Raw genomic sequence first — 16671 nt, forward strand, 5'->3', positions numbered from 1 at the left:
CTGTGTGAGATATTCTGACACGATATTTATTACCCTTCGGTTCGAGGTGTCAGATATGCCGCGACCACCGCACGATGTCGTCTGTCACAATCCCGACTGTGGCATGGATATGTTCGAACTGCACCACTCCCACGAGATGCCAGACGACATTACCGTCGACGATTACGTCTGCCCGTACTGTCAGTCTGAAGACCTCGAGGAAATTTGGCCACAGTGATCACGGACGGTAGCCCCACCGCTCACCCGCGGACGATCTGATCGAACCGGCTTCGACCGATACCGCATACGGAAACACAACCAATGGACTTCCTAGACGACCCCGAACCGCATCGCCCAGAAAACCGCGTTCTTCACCGAGATGACGCACCGATTGTCGACCTCTCGGAGGTCGACGACGTCCGACCAAACGTCGGCATCCAGGCTATCGATGAGCTACTCGAACTCGAGACCATGGGTGCAAAGCTCTGGCATTTCGAACCCGGAGAGGAGGTGGGCTATCACGCCCACCCCGAAGAAGAGGAATTTTACTTCGTGCTCGAGGGGGAGTTCTCGCTCAAACTCGGCCCTGCGGACGACCCCGAGTACGTAACGGTCGGCCCAGGCACCTTCTGGGCGGCCGGGCCGTACGAACCCCACGGTCATCGGTACGTTGGAGAGGAGACGGGCGTCGTCCTCGCACTCGGTGCCCCGCCAGGAAACGACGAGGTGCTCAACCCTTACGAACTCGAATCGCCGTAACTGGCGTCGAGATACTCGAGAATACGTGCCGATTCGGCCATCGTCACGCCGTACTCGTCGTCGACGAGGACGGGGACCTGGCGCTGACCGGAGACTTCTTTGACGCGATTTCGTCGTGAGTGCATCGCTTCCGTCCAGATGGAGTGATACTCGATGTCGAGTTCCTGGAGGCGGTCGACGATCCGTTCACAGTATGGACAGCCTTCCAGACGGTACAGTGTGCGTGTCATACACAGCCACCAACGGGCACTGACGGCAAAAAGGTTACGCGCCTGAGCGACCAGTCCGATTCTACAATCGCTTCGGGAGTGATTATCCCTCCATCGAGGGTGAAACTTTTTATCTATGTCGTTAGAATACCTCTAGCATGCCACCAACTGTAGGCGAAACTGTGCCTGATTTCGAGGCCTTGCTGTGCGATGGCGAAGTGTTCGAGGATGCAAAACTATCAGAAGTCGTGGGCGATCGCGGTGCGGTGCTGTACTTCCAGGGATTCGTGTTTAGCGCGATTGCTCGCCACTGGTGGAAACGCTTCGACCGCCGGGACTGGGACGAGTTTTCGGACGTGCCGGTGTTCGGTGTCGGTCGTGACGGTCCGTTCGCCCAGAACGAGTTTTTCCGCCAGATAAAGAGCCCCTTCCGGACGTTCAGCGACGTCGACGGCCAGGTGATGGACGCCTACGACCTCCGAATGGAGCGAGAGGGCATGGCCAACACTTCGACTCCCTACCGCTCGGTGTTCGTCATCGACCCCGACCTCGAGGTGCAATTTAGCTGGGTCGCTCCCGATACCGTCACACCGCCGCCGGCTGATGAGGTCGAGGAAGCGGTCGAATCGCTCTAGCATCCTCCCGAACGTGGACCCTGAGTGAAATCGATGCACGCAGTCTGTGTCCATCCACGGGCTCAGGGGAAGCAAGCAACTACCCTCCTTCAAGCCAGAACGTATGACCCGAATCGATAGCTCGTGCTGGGTTCGGCTCGCACGTCAATACTCACGGACGTACTCGAGAACGCAAAACGGCCCTGTCTACGTTTGATTCCGAATACACAGAGCGACAGTAATACACAGAGCGTCAATACTGTCTTCGGACGCACGTATCGCTACGAAGCAGCGGTCTAACGGTCGAACTCGCTTGCAGGTGCCAGACTGTCTCGAGCGCGCACGAGCGGCCGAACGAAATCTTCGGGGGTGAGCCAGGGAATCTCGATATCGTCGTCCGCATAGACGCTCGAGACGGCCTCGAGGAGCGCGTCCTCGTCGTTGATTGAGGTGCCTGTCACGGCTTCGTTGAGGCGATCGATCGCCTCGAACCCTGGTCGGTGGTACATGTCCCCGGTGTACTGCACCGCGTCGATGGTCCCGTCACCGTCGACACGGACGCTGACTTTGATGAGCTTTCGACCCTTGTACGCCACTTCGGCGACTTCGTGGTCCTCGTCCGCCTCTTCGATGATCCGACCGGTCGAGTAGCGCTCGAACCACTCCGTCGAGCCGTAGTATTCGCGATGTTCCTCGAGGGCCTCGGCTTCAGCATCGGTGAACGACCCTGATTCAACCTCGTCACCGGCGTGTGCAGCGAGGTTCTCGGCGGCTTCCTCGAGAACGGTATCGATGTCGACGTCGGGTGCGACGTCCTCGAGGGAGGTCATACGACCTTCGGCGCTGTCGGTGTCTTTGTCCTCGAATTTCTCTTTCGGGAGGCGAAGGACGTCGTCGATAATACCGAACTCTTCCGGTTCGTAGCTGCGATTGATGACGTTCGCGAAGACACCCCAGACGCCGTCCTGATAGCCAGCACCGGAGACGCCGACTTTCAGGAGTTGGCCATCACCTTCGGGAACCAGTTCGATGTCACCGCCGTCTCGGTAGGTCGCGTTCTCGACCCCAGCATCCCTGAGCGCGCTGGCGACGGCCTCGCCGGCAAGGTCGATGTATTCGGTCATCGAACGGTCGCCCTCGTCGGCAAAAAAAGCGTAGAGGACGGGCGTGCAGTCGTCCCGGAAGAAACCGGTCCCACCACTGACGTTGTACCGTCGACCGTAGGAAACACCGTGTTCTGCAGCACGTTCTCTGTCGATGAGTGAGGCGTCTTCGACCGGACCGAGTTCCAGAAAGAGGTCCGAACCGAAGGTCCACTCCATAATCGTCGGCGGGGCGTCTCCTGCGCCGATAGAATCGATGAGGGTGCGTTCGATGGCTGGATACGTGTCAGGCTCGATCTCGAGTGAGAGTTTGCGTACGGTGGTCATTGGAATCTTTGAGCGACGATTTGCTGTCCAGACAGAGGTCCGGACACCGGTAGTGGCGCTTCACCGTGACGATTGATTTGAGACAGTATAAAATTGGGGTTGAGCGAGCGACGAGTGAAGGCTCGAACAGCAACGCGGCCAACTCGAACCGCTAGCGGCCTGTCGTATCCACAGAACGGTCTGGACCTCGAGGCATCAAAAAACGGACTGGAAATATATGGTTGCCAATCGGGAATCTGTTCTGCAAGCCCTTATCAGAACCAGGGTGGTTGCTGGAACTCGCCTTCGGCGACGTTGTCAGGCCACAGTCCGACCTGTTCGCCATCTTGCCACTGAATCATCGGCGGCACGACTTTGCCTTCGCCGTAGACTGGGTCGTGTGCCCACTCGTGGTCGGCGTCGTAGAACTCCATGTTCCCGGTCGCGCCCTCGAACTCGACCTCTTCGAGTTCGGCAACGACCTCGTCGGGGTCGACACTCTCCGCGGCTTCGACGGCGTACTGGTAGGCGAGCACGGCGTCGTAGGCGGTGTATCCCTGGGAGTGTGGCGGCTGGGCACCGAACTCGTCCTCGTGTGCCTCGGCGAAGTCGAGGGTGACCTGTGTCGGTGCGGCATTCGGTGCGGCACCTGGGATGTACGTCCAGACCGATTCGGCGGCTCCGTCGGTGTTCGCGTAGTGGTCCGGGTTCGTCGAGTTGATGTCTGCGCCACCGAGGCCGTACGACGGTTCACGGTCTGCCCACTGGGTGAGTAGCGAAAGGCCACCCTGGGACAGGAACGCGAGCAACCCGTCGATATCCTCGCTCGCACCGCGGTCCAGAATCGGGGTGAAGTCGTCGGTATCCGGGGCGAAAACGGTATCGAACGCGAGGTCTATGCCGCTTGGCAGGTTGTCTTCCAGCGACTCGACGATCGGCTGGAACCCTTCGACGTCCTCGATGGCCAGCCCGACAGTGTTCCATCCCATCTCCTCGTAGGACTCACTCACGTACGTCGCCAGGTTCGAACCCAGCATTTCGCCGTTGGGCATCGCCCGGAACCAGTACTTGTATGTGTCGTAGTCGTCGTTGATCATCTGGTTCATATCGGTGACGGCGACACCGGCGGCGATGTGTGGAATCTGTTGCTGGGCGATCTCGTCGATGAGTGCCAACCCCACCTCCCCGGTGAACGCGCCGAACGTCGCGTCGACGTCTTCCTCGAGGACGAGTTCACGGTACTCCGTCTGTGCCCTGGATGGGTCCAGTTCGGTATTGCGAACGAGTACTTCCACGTCGGCTCCGAGGAGACCACCGTCGTCGTTAACCTGTTGACCCCACAGTTCGGAGGCGTTCGCGATGGCCGTACCGCCGGGGAACTGCCCCGGAAGCGGTGCCAACACGCCCACGCGAATCGTGTCACCGACCTCTCCGTCGTCGTCGCCGCCGAGGCAACCCGCCGTCGCGGCGAGTGCACCAACGCCCATCGTCTTCAAGAAGGTTCGGCGTTTCGGTCTATCGATCCCACTCGTGGCTACAGCACGGTCTACCCCACGCTCTTGTTGTGCCATACCATATCACCGTATATCACGAGTATTAAGCATATCGGTAAGCAGGAGCAGTAACCACACCTGGCCCAACATTATTTTATCCCATGGGTTTGTGGAACCTAAACCAATCGCCGTGAGACGTCGCCTCGTGGTCCGATACAATTTTAACCATCTACTGTGTTGGACACCTGTATGGTAGACGTAGTCACCATAGCCGTCAATGCCGTTCTGTTGAGCGCGTTGTATGCGCTTGTCGCGATCGGATTTACCATGATCTTCGGTATCGCGGAAGTGCTCAACGTTGCTCACGGAGCGAACATCACGATCGGGGGATTCTCGGCGTATTTCGTCTGGTCCGTCCTCGATTTGAGCATCTGGATCGGGGCGATAGCCGCCCTCATTATTCCGGGTATCTTCAGCCTGATCGTGTACAAGTATCTGATTAAACCGATCGAAGACGACCCGACGATGGTGGTTATCCTGACGCTCGCCGTCTTGCTTGTCGTCGAGTACGCATTCCGGACGTTCGTGGGGGATACCGCTCGAGCGATCCCTTCGTTACTGCCGGGTCAGACCGAAATCGCCGGTCTGACGCTGCAAAACAACCGAGTGTTCGTGTTTTTACTCTCCTGGGCGTTGATCATCGGGCTCATATTATTCATCAATCGCACGTGGACGGGTCAGGCCATCGAGGCGGTCGGGATGAACCGTCGCGGAGCAGCCCTCGCTGGTATCGATCAGCATCGAATCACTCTCTACACGTGGTTCATTGCCGGAATGCTCGCCGGCATCGCGGGGCTTTTCTTCGGTTCGTTCCAGAGCGTCTCCTGGGAAATGGGGCTCGACCCACTGTTGCTCTCGTTTACCATCGTGATCCTGGGCGGCATCGGCTCGATCAAAGGCAGTGTCGTGGGGGCGTACATTATCGGCACCCTCGAGACGCTGACGGTCACGCTGATCGACGCGCGATTGGCTGGCGCAGCGTCGTTGATCGTGTTGTTCTTCGTCCTCATCGCCATGCCCCAGGGACTGTACGGGCGTGCTGAGGTGGAATAATAATGGCTACGCAATCTACAGATGACGGCTCGGCGGGGACGATACAGCTCCTCCGCCAGAATATCCCGCCACGGTACTACGTCGGTTTCGTTGCCTTTCTCGTCTTGGCGGCCTTGCCGCTCGGTCTGTCGACGGTGAAAATTCTCACGATGACGGCGGCGCTTTACTTCGCGATGTTCGTCGTTAGCTGGGACTTCGTCTCAGGGTACACCGGACAGGTGAGCTTCGGTCACACCCTGTTTTTCGGTGTCGGTGGCTACACCGCCGCGTTGCTCAATCTCGAGTTCGGTCTGAGCCCGGTGTTGACGGTAATCGCAGGCGTGTTACTCACGACGGTTGCCGGGCTGATGGTCGGCCTGCCAGCCCTTCGACTACACGGGCATTATCTGGCATTGATCACGCTGTTGCCGCCCCTCGTGCTTATACGGTTTTTCAGCCTGTACCGGAGTACCTTCGGCGGTGAGACCGGCTTGCCGAACCCCGATAACCTGATCGAAGTACAGGGAGACTTTGCGGCGACGGCCCTGGTGAACTACTATCTCGGCCTGGTCATCTTTGCGTTCATTTTCCTGATTGCGTTCGTCATCACGCGGTCGGATCACGGAATTACCTACACCGCGATTCAGGAGAACGAAGACGCCGTCAGCTCGGTCGGGATCAATCCGGCCAAATTCAAGCTGTTCGCGTTCGTGATGAGTGCTGCCCTCGCCGGCTTCGCTGGCGCGATGTTCGTTCACACGCCCATTGGCAGTGCGTCGCCGAGCCAACTGCTCGAGCTCACGGTGATGATCGAAATCTTGATCGCGGCAATCCTCGGTGGTGTTGGAACGATTTCGGGGGCGGCAGTCGGTGCGATATTCATCTATCTGGCGAGAGACTACATCCGCGGTATCGATACGGTCGTTCCGATTCTCGACATGCCAGTGACGCGGATGGATACGTTCCTGTTCTACGTACTCATGCTCGGGATGTTGTTCTTCTTGCCAGGTGGGCTCTTGCCGAAACTGACCGAGTACGGACGAAAGGTACACGCTCGAGTGACCGGTGGCTCGCCCGAGGCAGTGACCGATGGCGGATATCAACAACCGGCGTTCGTTCGAAAGATCGAGGCGTATCGCGCACGGGTACTCGAGAAACTGGCTGCACTCCTTCGGAGGGATAACTGATGATGCCACAAAATTCGACGATGGCGGTGATGGATGCGGAATCCAGCGACGCGGGTCAGCAAACCCAACCGTTGCTCGACGTACAGAATTTGACGAAAAAGTTTGGTGGACTGGTCGCCGTGAACGATCTCTCCTTTCGGGTCGACGAAGGGGAAATTCTGGGCTTTATCGGGCCAAACGGGGCCGGCAAATCGACCACCTTCAACTGCCTGACCGGGAAACACAAGCCGACTGAGGGGCGGGTTACGTTTCGCGGTGAGGACGTAACGAGCAAGCCGCCTTACGAAATGGTCAACAGGGGCATGGCCCGCACGTTTCAGCACTTTGCGCCGCTGTACGATCGATCGGTACTCGAGAACGTCGCGCTCGCATACACGTCCGGAAAGGTATTCTCGTGGTCCGGCCTGTTCTCGCTCTCGACGATCACCGGAACGACCTACGACGCTGCCGAAGAAATCTGTGCACGCGTTGGGCTCCAGGACGACTTACACCGGATGCCCGATGAGTTACCACACGCCGGCTTGATCCGACTCGAACTTGGCCGTGCGCTCGCAACCGATCCCAAACTCATGCTGGTCGACGAGGTGTTCGCCGGACTCGCGTCGGGCGAAGTTGAGGAGATATCGAACCTCTTGCTCGAGTTACACGCCGAGGGTATGACGCTCATCGTCATCGACCACAACATGAGCGGGCTGTTCGAACTGATCGACCGGGCGATCGTGATCAACTTCGGTGAGATGATCGCCAAAGGGACTCCCGAGGAGATCAAAAACGATCCGGAAGTGCAGAAAGCGTACCTCGGAGGTGAGGAACTATGAGTACCGACCGGGTGCTCGAACTCGAGGACGTGAGCGTTTCCTACGGCAAAGTGCAGGCACTGCGAGACGTCGATTTACACGTCGATTCGGGCGAAGTCGTCGGCGTCATCGGCCCGAACGGGGCTGGCAAAAGCACGCTGTCGGACACCATCGCGGGCTTCAAGCCGTATGACACAGGATCGGTTCGGTTCCGCGGCACGGAAGTCTCCACGTTGACGCCCGACAAACTGACAGAGGACCGTGTTATCTACTGTACCGAACGCCGTGACCTCTTTGGGTTCATGACCGTCGCCGAAAACCTTCGGCTGGGTGCGTACACGAACCGCGATAATCTCAACGATCGCCTCGAGTTCGTGTACGATCTGTTTCCACGACTCGACGAACGTCGTGAACAGGACGCCCGGACCCTCAGTGGCGGCGAACAGCAGATGCTCGCCATCGGTCGTGCGCTGATGGGCAGTCCGGAGTTCCTGATTCTGGACGAACCGACCATCGGCCTCGCTCCGGTGATCATCGACGACATTACGAACGCCCTCGAGCAGATTCAGGAAGAAGAAAACGTCACCATCTTGCTCTGTGAACAGAACGTGACGTTCACGTTCCGACACGCTGACCGCATCTACCTGCTCGAAAAAGGCTCCATTGCCCGGGAGGGAACGGCCGAGGCGTTGCGCCAGGACAAACACATCAAAGACGCCTACATCGGTTGATTCGGACGGCGCGTCATTTTTCATTTCGAGGTGTTACGCCCTCGAGCGCTCTCGATTTACGGAAAATGCAGGCTGAGTGCCTCGGCTCTCGACCCCGGGGCGGTTCACAGTACGTTTAATAGACACCACTCTGTGGTATGAGACATCATGGTCAGGCGAATCGACGTACACGGTGAGACGGTCGGCTACTGGAACGCGATGGACGAACTCATGGCGACCCGGATGCACGAAGGAACGTTCGAACCGACGCTCGTGGTGATGCACTGGGATGCAGACCAGCCCTGTCTCGATATCGGCACGCACGAAGATGCAGACCGCATCGATTTCGAACTCGCTCAGGAGGAAGGTTTCGCAGTCGGGCGACGGTACGCCTTCGCCGGGGGGACGGCCGTTCATACGCCAGACTTTCCGAACTTCATGCTCTACTATCGGAAGGAAGATGCGAGCATCCTCTCGGAAGCCGATGCGAGCGGACTTGCCACCGTCGACGGCCTCGAGTCGATCGGTTTTTCGGCAAACTACGATTCGATCGGTGACGTCGAAATCGTCAAAGACGACGCTCGAGTGAAGGTGATGGCGGGTTCGGCGGCGACGATTCACCATCCGGACTACTGGGTGGCGACGATGTCGATCATCTGGGACTTCCCGGAAGAAGGGGCGATTCTCGACGACGCCGTCTCGATACCCGAAGAGAAGTTCAAAGACAAGGACACCGACTCACTTACTGGTCGGATGCAACCGCTCTCGCAGGTACTCGAGGAACTCGGAATCGACGTTTCCAGGGAGGCCGTAATCGACGCTATCACCGAGGCGAACGTCGAGGCCTTACTCGGGCCGGATGAGACAATCGTCGAGAGCGACTGGACCGACGAGGAACGCGAGTACCTCGAGACGCTGGCCCCGTTTTTCGAGTCGGACTCGTGGAGAAACCGCGTCTCGACGGCCCGAATGTGCAGGAACGTCCCGTCGGACGCCCGACTCGGGCAGGCCGCGTTCAAATCTCGGAAGTTGATCAACGTGAGCGTGGTACTCGATGACGACGACCGGATCCTCGATGCGATCATCGGCGGCGACCTCTACATTCGGCCACACCCGACGATCACGGCTGGGGGTGCGCTCGAGACGATGGTCGAAGCGATTCGTGGCCTCGACGCAACCGACGAGGCGGCAATCGAAGCGGCAATCGAGCCCGTCTTCGACCGTCCGGGCACCGAAGCGCCGGGGATCGATGCGTCGGATATCGCGGCCCCAATCGTCAGAGCAACCGAAAATACCCAATCCGTCGCGTCGTACCTCGAGGACGCGTGAAATGGGTGAAAGTGGTTCGAGAATCGGTGAAGTGAGTGAAAATTCGATTCCTCGAGTGAACCGGCCGTCGGAAGGTACTAATCTTTCGAGACGGTGACGCCAGCTTCTTCGCGGTCCCAGGTCGAATCGGCGTTGCCCCACTCGCGGAGTTTGGCCTTCTGGATTTTCTCGTTTTCCGTCTTCGGCAGTTCGTCGACGAACTCGAAGAATCGGGGGACCATGAAGTATGGCATGTGTTCGTTCGCCCACTTGGTGAGCGCTTCCGGCGTGGCTGACTCGTCTTCGCTGAAGACGATCCAGGCTTTTACCTCGTCCTCGCCACCGGCCTCGCTGGCTTTGACGCCGACGACGGCACACTCTTCGACCGCCGGGTGCTCGAGAATCGGCTGTTCGACGTCGTACGTCGAGATGTTCTCTCCACGGCGACGGAGGGTGTCACCCATGCGGTCGACGAAGTAGTACCAGCCGTCGTCGTCGCGGCGGAGGCCGTCGCCGGTGTGGAACCAGCAGTTACGCGTCGCTTCGGCGGTTTTTTCGGGCATGCCGTAGTAGCCCGGTGTCATTATCCACGGTATCTTCGGCCGGATGGTGTACTCGCCCATCGTTCCGGGGTCGACGGGCTGGTCGGTTTCTGGGTCGACGAGTTCGACGTCGAAGTACTCGTCCAGTAGCAAGCCCGCTGCGCCCTCGGGTCGGTCGGAGCCATAGGGGGTCAAAACGGGCATGCAGGTTTCGGTCGTGCCGATAACCTCTGTCGTGTACTCGATACCGTAGCGCTCTTCGAACTCGTCTTTGATGCCGTAGGCCGTCGGCGCGGCGAACAGACAGCGCAGGTCGTTCTGGTCGTCGATGTCGCGCTCTGGTTGCTGATAGACGAAGTCCATCATCGAGCCGAGGAAGTTACACACCGTCGCCCCGGTTTCGTTGAGGCGGTCGACCCAGCCGGAGGCGGTAAAACGTTCGAAGAGACAGAGCTTCGCGCCGGCGATCAGTGCCGGGAAGACGACCAGCACCTGTGCGTTGCTGTGAAACAGCGGATTGCCCGTCATGTAGACATCCTCGTCGGTTAGCTGGACCAGGTTCACACACTGCTCGGCGAAGAAGTACTGATGGGAGTAGGTCTTCTGGATGGCTTTCGAGGGCCCGGTCGTGCCCGAAGTCATGATGATCGAAGCGTTGTCGTGGTAGGCAAGATCGACGTCGAGGTTCGAGTCCTCGTCGCTCAGCAGGTCTTCGTATCGCCCGGCATCGAAGGCGTCGTCAGCGGCCGCGATGTCCTCGGCGTACTCGTCACCGTCGTCCTCGAGAATTGCGAACGACTCGAGGTGGGTCAGGTCGTCTTCGACCTCGAGGACGCGGGAGACGAACGAATCGTGGAACACGCCGTAGTCGGCTTCGGTGAGGTTGGCGACGTGGGTGAGCGTCCCGCGCTTGTAGCTGGTGTTGACGGGCACTTCAACGGCCCCGACCTTGGCACAGGCAAACCAGAGGAAGAGATACTCGAGGCTGTTTGGCAGCATCAAGAGCACGTGGTCGCCTTTCTCCACGCCTTGCTCGATCAGGCCGTGTGCGAGCCTGTTTACGATCCGATTCGTTTCGGCGAACGAGACGGTCTCGTCGGTGGTCTCCCACTGTAAAAACGTTTCATCACCGAGTGCTTCCGCCTGATCTTCAAGCACAGTCGGGAGCAGCCAATCCTCCTGGTCCGGATACTGGAGCTCGTAGCTCGCGAAGTCCTCGTACGTCTGCATCGAATAGGTAGACACGGTTGGAGTACATATAGCCAACGCTCACGAACGACCGTGAGCGATCCGTTTGACCAGTGCCTCCACTCGAGGCGTGGTCCTTCGACACGTCGCGTTTCCCGTCCGATATCCCTCGAGCAGCGGAGAGGAGTACGTTTATTACCATGCTTGCACCCATTTTCGGTATGGCAACACAGACGATCGGTGTCATCGGGGCTGGCACCATGGGAAGTGGGATCGCCCAGCTCGCCGCACAGTACGGATACGACGTCGTCCTTCGGGACATCGAACAGGAACTCGTCGACGACGGCCTCGAGCGCATTCGTTCCGGACTCGAGGCGGCGGAATCTCGCGACATTATCCCGAGTGCGGACGACGCCTTTGCCCACGTCGAAGGGACGACGGATATCGAGTACGTCACGGACGAGGCTTCGCTCATCGTCGAGGCGGTGCCGGAGGATATGGACCTGAAAAAGACGGTCTTCGAGGAACTCGACGCACAGGCTGCCCCCGACGTCATCCTCGGCACGAACACGTCCTCACTCTCGGTGACCGAGATCGCGAGCGTAACCGACAACCCCGAACGCGTCCTCGGGATGCACTTTTTCAACCCACCCGTCAAGATGAAGCTCCTCGAGTTGATCACGGGACATCACACGGCCGAGGAAACCGTCGAGCGAGCGGTCGACTTTGCGGAGGCCGTCGGTCGAGATCCTATCGTCGTCGACGACTATCCCGGATTTGCCAGTTCCCGGCTTGGCCTCGTCCTCGGGATGGAGGCCGCACGGATGGTCCAGGAGGGCGTCGCTTCAGCTGAAGACATCGATACGGCGATGGAACAGGGATACAACTTCCCGATGGGGCCGCTGAAACTCGGCGATTACAACGGTTGGGACGTTCGCGTCGAAGTCGGCGAGTATCTCGCGGAGGAACTCGGCCGCGACGTGTACCGACCTCCCCAGAACGTCAAGAAGATGGTTCGTGCGGGTGACTACGGGAAAAAGACCGGCCGCGGATTTTACGACTGGGACGACGAGTGAGCCCGTAACCCTGGCCAGTATCCGTTCTGGTCAGTATCTTCGTAATCGACGGAGTGGGTGAACCGTAGCTGACTTTTCGCGATGAGCCACTGGTCATCGACACGTCGATACTCGTCACGATAGGTGCCCACGCGGACGCCACTCGAGCCGTCGGCGTAGGTGATCGTCGAAAAGACGTACCAGCGACCCGTGGCGTGTGTCGGTTCGTCTTCGGTGGCGTTTTCGCTGTTGGTAGCGTTTTCGTCGCCCTCGCTTTCGATGTCCGGTCCCTGGCCCACGTCGATGAGGGGATTCGTCAACAGGTGGGTAGTTCGCTCGAGCGTCTCTTCGATTACTTCGGTGAACTCTCTGACGCCCTCGTGGCCCTCGTAGGTACCCAACCCGCCGTAATCGAGGGTGGTATCTTCGGTGAACAGGGAGGGAAGCGCCTCGAGCTCCCAGTCGTCGATCAGATAGCAGTACTGTGCCTTGCAGTCGTTGATGGCGATGCGGTGGCGAAGCGTGTCGATGGATGGAATCGTCGGTGTCATCGTTTCTCGTTCGGTATGGGTCAGGTTGTCGTTTGGTGACGGTACGTCGTATGTGCTACGTCTCTCGTTCGTCCGGAGCGAAAACCCGCCAGACTCCTTGAGCGGTGGCCAGACACTCTCCGGATTCGCGTCCGTAAATTTCGCCCTCGATGACGGCCGAGCGCGACGCCGTCGAGCGAACCGTCGCGTGGGCGACGATCGGTTCCCGGATTGGCGCGAGGTAGTTCGTCGTGAGCGACATCGTCGGGCCGTGGGCTCGCTCTTCGCCCTCGAGGGCGACGATCAACGAGAGCCCCATTACCGAATCGAGGACGGCGGCAGCGATACCGCCGTGTAACACGCCGCCTGATGCCGGATTCGCGTACTCCTCGTGGTAAGGCATGGTCGCCTGGAGATGCGCGTCGTCGTGTGGGGGCGTCGGTTGCTCGAACTCGATCTCGAGTTCCTTGATGAATCCGTGGCTGGACTCAATCTCCCGGATTTCCTCGAGTGCGGCCGCCCTGTCACTCGCAGTCGGTTGGGTTTCAGACACGGTTCACTCACCCATTTCACTCGGGCATTCGTTCGGGGGTTACCGTGTACGTCCGAATCACGTCGTCCTCGAGTTCGACCCAGCCCAGAAACGGCAGGGCGTTGCCGTTTGGGCCGACGACTGCGGCTCGAAACGCTCCTTTGTCGCCGCTCGCGACCACGTCACGGATTTTGTGCTCGATGCCTTCGGCTTGCATCTCATCGATGCGGCCAGCGAGGAAGTCGTGGACGGCGGCTTTGCCCTCGAGGGTGTCCGTCGCCTGGCTGGTGTGGCCATCGTGTTCCCACACCTGCGTGTGCGTCCACTCGACGTCGTCGTGCATTGCTTCGACTGCCGTCTCGGCGTCGCCGCCGTCGATTGAGTCGAAGTACGTCGTCTGCAGCAACTCATATAGGTGACTCTCCGCGTCAGTACGTCCCATACGACGTGGTCACACCCGACGGACAAAACGTTTACCCGTCGCCCAGGGGGACTTCGACCTCGAGTTCGATCAGGTACTCGGGTCCGGCCAGTTGCTCGACGCCGAGGACGGTGTGACACGGGTACGGTGACTCGAAGGTCTCGTCCCAGACGGCCTGATACTCGGCGAATCGACTGTGCGGGTCGACGATGTGTGCGGTCACTTTGACGACGTCCTGGAGGTCGCGGTCGACCGCCTCGCAAATCTTCTCGACGTTCGCGAACGCCTGTCTCGCCTGTGCGGTCATTTCTTCGCCGGCCAGGTTCCGGTCGGCGTCCATCCCGACCTGCCCCGACATGTAGAGACGGCCATCGGCGACGATGGCGTGACTGTAACTGTGACCGGACGAATCCGGTAGGTCCTCGTGGGTGATGGTCTCTCGAGCCATGTTCACGCATTCTCGAGGAGGGACTTATATGCTCACCTCGAACTCGAGGCGCGTGCGAACGATCCTCGAGACTGCCTCGTAGCGAGAAATATTTCCACCGGAAAACGAACGGGCAACAGATTGCTGGAATCTAGAGTGCCATGTAGCCGCCGTCGATCTGGAACATATCACCGGTAGCGAACGACGCTTCTTCCGAGAGCAACCAGGCTACGGCGTCGGCGATCTCCTCGGGTTCGCCAAGCCGCCCCATGGGATGCATCTCGACGAACTGTTCGAACGCTTCGGGGGTTTTCTCCTGAAATCGCTGTGAGAGGGGTGTGTCGATGGTCCCCGGACACACGGCGTTGACCCGGATGTCGTCCTGTGCGGTCTCGACGGCTGCCGTCCGGGTCAGTCCGAGAATCCCGTGTTTCGTCGCGACGTACGGGGCTGCACCCGCGCCCGTCTGCCCCGATATCGATGAGGTGTTGACGATGGCACCGCCCTCACCCTCGAGCATCGCCCGGATTTCGTGTTTGAGACAGAGCCAGACGCCTTTCATGTTCACGTCGACGACGCAGTCCCAGTTGTCGACGGTTTGGTCGACGGTCGGCTCGTTGTCGCCTTCGATGCCAGCGTTGTTGAACGCCATATCGAGCGATCCGTACGTCTCGAGGGTCGTGTCGACGAGATTTTTGACTGACGACTCGTTCGAGACGTCGGTTTCGACGAACGTCGCCTCGCCACCGCTCGATTCGATTCCGTCGACGACTGACTCGCCTCCATCTCGGTCGACGTCCGCCACGACGACGCTCGCGCCATCGCTGGCGAGGCGTTTCGCCGCTGCTCGTCCGATCCCCGACGCGCCGCCGGTGACGATGGCCGCCTTGCCTTCGAACTCGTATGCCATGTTCACTCGTTGAACAGTCAAGTTATATAAAATCATCTTCTGGCCAAGCCGATAGATTGGTGGCGAACCGGGAACGGTCGGCAAAGCGTTCCTCGAGAGGGGTAGCTATTTGATGGTGACGGTGCAACGCCTTACCATACCGGCTCGGAAAACGAGCCACGCCAGTTGAAACCATGAGACTCTACGACTGTTACGGCCAGCACACACTCGAACAGCTACAGGACCAACTCGAGCGCTACGCTGACGTGGCGCTGTACGAAGACGTCTTCTCTACGGCAGGGCTCGAGCCCGGTGCGATCTCCTCCTGGGAGGACTTTCGGTCGTTGCCGCTGACGACGACCGAGGACTTGCTCGCCGACGTCGAGTCCAACCCTCCGACGGGGTCGCTTCACGAAGAAGGGGCGATGATTTCGTTCACGCCGGCGAAGGACAGTGAACTGCCGGTGTTCGAAACGCCGGGGGACATTACTCGCTATGCAGAGGTCCACGGACGCATTTTCGAACGGCTGGGCATGGAACCGGGTATGCGGGCGATGGTCGCCTTCGGCTACCACGGCTTCGGGACCGGGTATCTACTCCACCGGGCGCTCGAGTACAACGGCATCGAAGTCATCCCTGCAGGTCCCGGGGACTCCGAGGCGAAAGCCGCCCGAATCGACGAGTTCGACGTCGACGTACTCTGGGCGAACCCGAGTTTCGCCCTCGAGGTCGCCGAACACGGCGGGAAGTCTCTCGACATCTTCATCGGCGGCGGCGAACCGTTCACTTCCGTCGACGGCCGCCGTGAACAGGTTCACGAGGCCTTCGGCGACCTCGAGTGTGCCGTCGACTGTTTCGGCCTGCGACAGGCCTGGCCGGTCGCCCTCGAGTGCGCCGCCGAGTGTGGGTTGCACGTCGTCGACGACTACATGATCGTCGAAATCGTGGATCCCGAAACTGGGGACGTGTTGCCGCTGGGTGAACGTGGCGAAGTCGTCCTCACGCACCTCGACCGTGAGGCGGGCGGCATGCTTCGCTACCGGACGGGCGACTTAAGCGTCCTCGAGGAAGGCTCGAGTCCGCACGTCGACGGCTCGACCGTGATGATGCCCCAGGGCGTCTTCGGGCGGACTGACGAGATGCACAAAATCAAGGGCGTGAAAGTGTACCCACAGGGAATCCCACTCGTCCTCGGTTCGTTCGATGGGCTGAATCCGTTCGTCTACCGACTCACCATCTCGAGTGACGGCGGCAGCGACTACCTGGCGGTGACGGTCGAAGGCGAAGTCGACGAGCGGGCCCTCGAGGACGCACTGGCTGATCGCTTGCTCGTCAGACCCGACGAAGTGACGGCCGTCGACGACCTCGAGGACGGCCCAGCGGTGGTCGACGAACGGTACTGACCACGAACAATTTACTATTGTCTTGCTACCAAATAAATCTGGAGTTACTACTAAATTACTATTGAAAGCTGAGCAAAGCACCACTCGAGTCAGGGACCCGTTGATCAGGGTTGAACGTTCGTTCAAT

19 protein-coding genes are annotated in these 16671 nt (G+C 59.5%); 10 read left to right on the forward strand and 9 right to left on the reverse strand.

The features are described from left to right. Nucleotides 1-55: 55 nt before the first annotated feature. Nucleotides 56-217 (forward strand): DUF7559 family protein, encoded by a 162-nt coding sequence (locus tag NLK60_RS18045; protein ID WP_254810979.1) that lies wholly within the window; start codon nucleotides 56-58, stop codon nucleotides 215-217. An 83-nt stretch (nucleotides 218-300) separates the two neighbouring features. Further along, nucleotides 301-738 carry a cupin domain-containing protein gene (locus NLK60_RS18050; RefSeq protein WP_254810980.1) on the forward strand — a complete coding sequence of 146 codons (438 nt, stop codon included), beginning with the start codon at nucleotides 301-303 and terminating at the stop codon, nucleotides 736-738. On the opposite strand, the gene NLK60_RS18055 is transcribed toward NLK60_RS18050, so the two are convergent. Next, nucleotides 717-968: a glutathione S-transferase N-terminal domain-containing protein gene (locus NLK60_RS18055; RefSeq protein ID WP_254810981.1), complete on the reverse strand. Its 252-nt coding sequence runs from the start codon at nucleotides 966-968 to the stop codon at nucleotides 717-719. The two genes, NLK60_RS18050 and NLK60_RS18055, sit on opposite strands and share 22 nt — an antisense overlap. A gap of 137 nt (nucleotides 969-1105) precedes the next feature. Between NLK60_RS18055 and NLK60_RS18060 the strand changes: the two genes are divergently transcribed. After that, nucleotides 1106-1582: a redoxin domain-containing protein gene (locus NLK60_RS18060; protein WP_254810982.1), complete on the forward strand. Its 477-nt coding sequence runs from the start codon at nucleotides 1106-1108 to the stop codon at nucleotides 1580-1582. A 275-nt stretch (nucleotides 1583-1857) separates the two neighbouring features. On the opposite strand, the gene NLK60_RS18065 is transcribed toward NLK60_RS18060, so the two are convergent. Beyond that, the gene (locus tag NLK60_RS18065) at nucleotides 1858-2991 is read right to left on the reverse strand and encodes a lipoate--protein ligase family protein (protein WP_254810983.1); all 1134 of its coding nucleotides are present in this window, start codon (nucleotides 2989-2991) and stop codon (nucleotides 1858-1860) included. Nucleotides 2992-3245: 254 nt separating this feature from the next. Then, nucleotides 3246-4541: an ABC transporter substrate-binding protein gene (locus tag NLK60_RS18070; protein ID WP_254810984.1), complete on the reverse strand. Its 1296-nt coding sequence runs from the start codon at nucleotides 4539-4541 to the stop codon at nucleotides 3246-3248. A gap of 171 nt (nucleotides 4542-4712) precedes the next feature. Between NLK60_RS18070 and NLK60_RS18075 the strand changes: the two genes are divergently transcribed. From NLK60_RS18075 to NLK60_RS18095, 5 genes are all read left to right on the forward strand, one after another. After that, nucleotides 4713-5576 (forward strand): branched-chain amino acid ABC transporter permease, encoded by an 864-nt coding sequence (locus NLK60_RS18075; RefSeq protein ID WP_254810985.1) that lies wholly within the window; start codon nucleotides 4713-4715, stop codon nucleotides 5574-5576. Nucleotides 5577-5578: 2 nt separating this feature from the next. After that, the gene (locus NLK60_RS18080) at nucleotides 5579-6742 is read left to right on the forward strand and encodes a branched-chain amino acid ABC transporter permease (RefSeq protein WP_254810986.1); all 1164 of its coding nucleotides are present in this window, start codon (nucleotides 5579-5581) and stop codon (nucleotides 6740-6742) included. After that, entirely contained in the window at nucleotides 6742-7560 is an 819-nt protein-coding gene (locus tag NLK60_RS18085; RefSeq protein WP_254810987.1) for an ABC transporter ATP-binding protein, read from the forward strand. The genes NLK60_RS18080 and NLK60_RS18085 overlap by 1 nt, the downstream gene beginning before the upstream one ends. Next, nucleotides 7557-8270 carry an ABC transporter ATP-binding protein gene (locus tag NLK60_RS18090; RefSeq protein ID WP_254810988.1) on the forward strand — a complete coding sequence of 238 codons (714 nt, stop codon included), beginning with the start codon at nucleotides 7557-7559 and terminating at the stop codon, nucleotides 8268-8270. The genes NLK60_RS18085 and NLK60_RS18090 overlap by 4 nt, the downstream gene beginning before the upstream one ends. Nucleotides 8271-8417: 147 nt before the next feature. Further along, nucleotides 8418-9578 carry a lipoate--protein ligase family protein gene (locus NLK60_RS18095; protein ID WP_254810989.1) on the forward strand — a complete coding sequence of 387 codons (1161 nt, stop codon included), beginning with the start codon at nucleotides 8418-8420 and terminating at the stop codon, nucleotides 9576-9578. Between the two features lie 77 nt (nucleotides 9579-9655). Here NLK60_RS18095 and NLK60_RS18100 read toward each other — a convergent pair whose 3' ends face one another. Then, a complete protein-coding gene (locus NLK60_RS18100; RefSeq protein WP_254810990.1) occupies nucleotides 9656-11329 on the reverse strand; it encodes an AMP-binding protein in 1674 nt (557 codons plus the stop codon). Between the two features lie 179 nt (nucleotides 11330-11508). Between NLK60_RS18100 and NLK60_RS18105 the strand changes: the two genes are divergently transcribed. Beyond that, nucleotides 11509-12363 (forward strand): 3-hydroxyacyl-CoA dehydrogenase family protein, encoded by an 855-nt coding sequence (locus NLK60_RS18105; protein WP_254810991.1) that lies wholly within the window; start codon nucleotides 11509-11511, stop codon nucleotides 12361-12363. Here NLK60_RS18105 and NLK60_RS18110 read toward each other — a convergent pair. From NLK60_RS18110 to NLK60_RS18130, 5 genes are all read right to left on the reverse strand, one after another. Continuing rightward, nucleotides 12342-12893, reverse strand: coding sequence for a nuclear transport factor 2 family protein (locus NLK60_RS18110; RefSeq protein ID WP_254810992.1), 552 nt, complete (start codon nucleotides 12891-12893; stop codon nucleotides 12342-12344). The genes NLK60_RS18105 and NLK60_RS18110 overlap by 22 nt on opposite strands. Before the next feature lie 55 nt (nucleotides 12894-12948). Beyond that, nucleotides 12949-13425, reverse strand: a complete 477-nt coding sequence (locus tag NLK60_RS18115) for a PaaI family thioesterase (protein WP_254810993.1) — start codon at nucleotides 13423-13425, stop codon at nucleotides 12949-12951. Nucleotides 13426-13441: 16 nt separating this feature from the next. Continuing rightward, complete coding sequence (locus NLK60_RS18120) at nucleotides 13442-13846, reverse strand: nuclear transport factor 2 family protein (RefSeq protein WP_254810994.1); 405 nt, start codon at nucleotides 13844-13846, stop codon at nucleotides 13442-13444. Between the two features lie 31 nt (nucleotides 13847-13877). Further along, nucleotides 13878-14273, reverse strand: a complete 396-nt coding sequence (locus NLK60_RS18125; protein ID WP_254810995.1) for a RidA family protein — start codon at nucleotides 14271-14273, stop codon at nucleotides 13878-13880. 130 nt (nucleotides 14274-14403) lie between these two features. Then, nucleotides 14404-15162 carry a glucose 1-dehydrogenase gene (locus NLK60_RS18130; protein WP_254810996.1) on the reverse strand — a complete coding sequence of 253 codons (759 nt, stop codon included), beginning with the start codon at nucleotides 15160-15162 and terminating at the stop codon, nucleotides 14404-14406. 173 nt (nucleotides 15163-15335) lie between these two features. Between NLK60_RS18130 and NLK60_RS18135 the strand changes: the two genes are divergently transcribed. After that, nucleotides 15336-16544, forward strand: coding sequence for a phenylacetate--CoA ligase family protein (locus NLK60_RS18135; protein ID WP_254810997.1), 1209 nt, complete (start codon nucleotides 15336-15338; stop codon nucleotides 16542-16544). The last annotated feature ends 127 nt before the right edge of the window (nucleotides 16545-16671 follow it).

This window comes from Natronosalvus amylolyticus, from assembly GCF_024298845.1.
Lineage (GTDB): Archaea > Halobacteriota > Halobacteria > Halobacteriales > Natrialbaceae > Natronosalvus > Natronosalvus amylolyticus.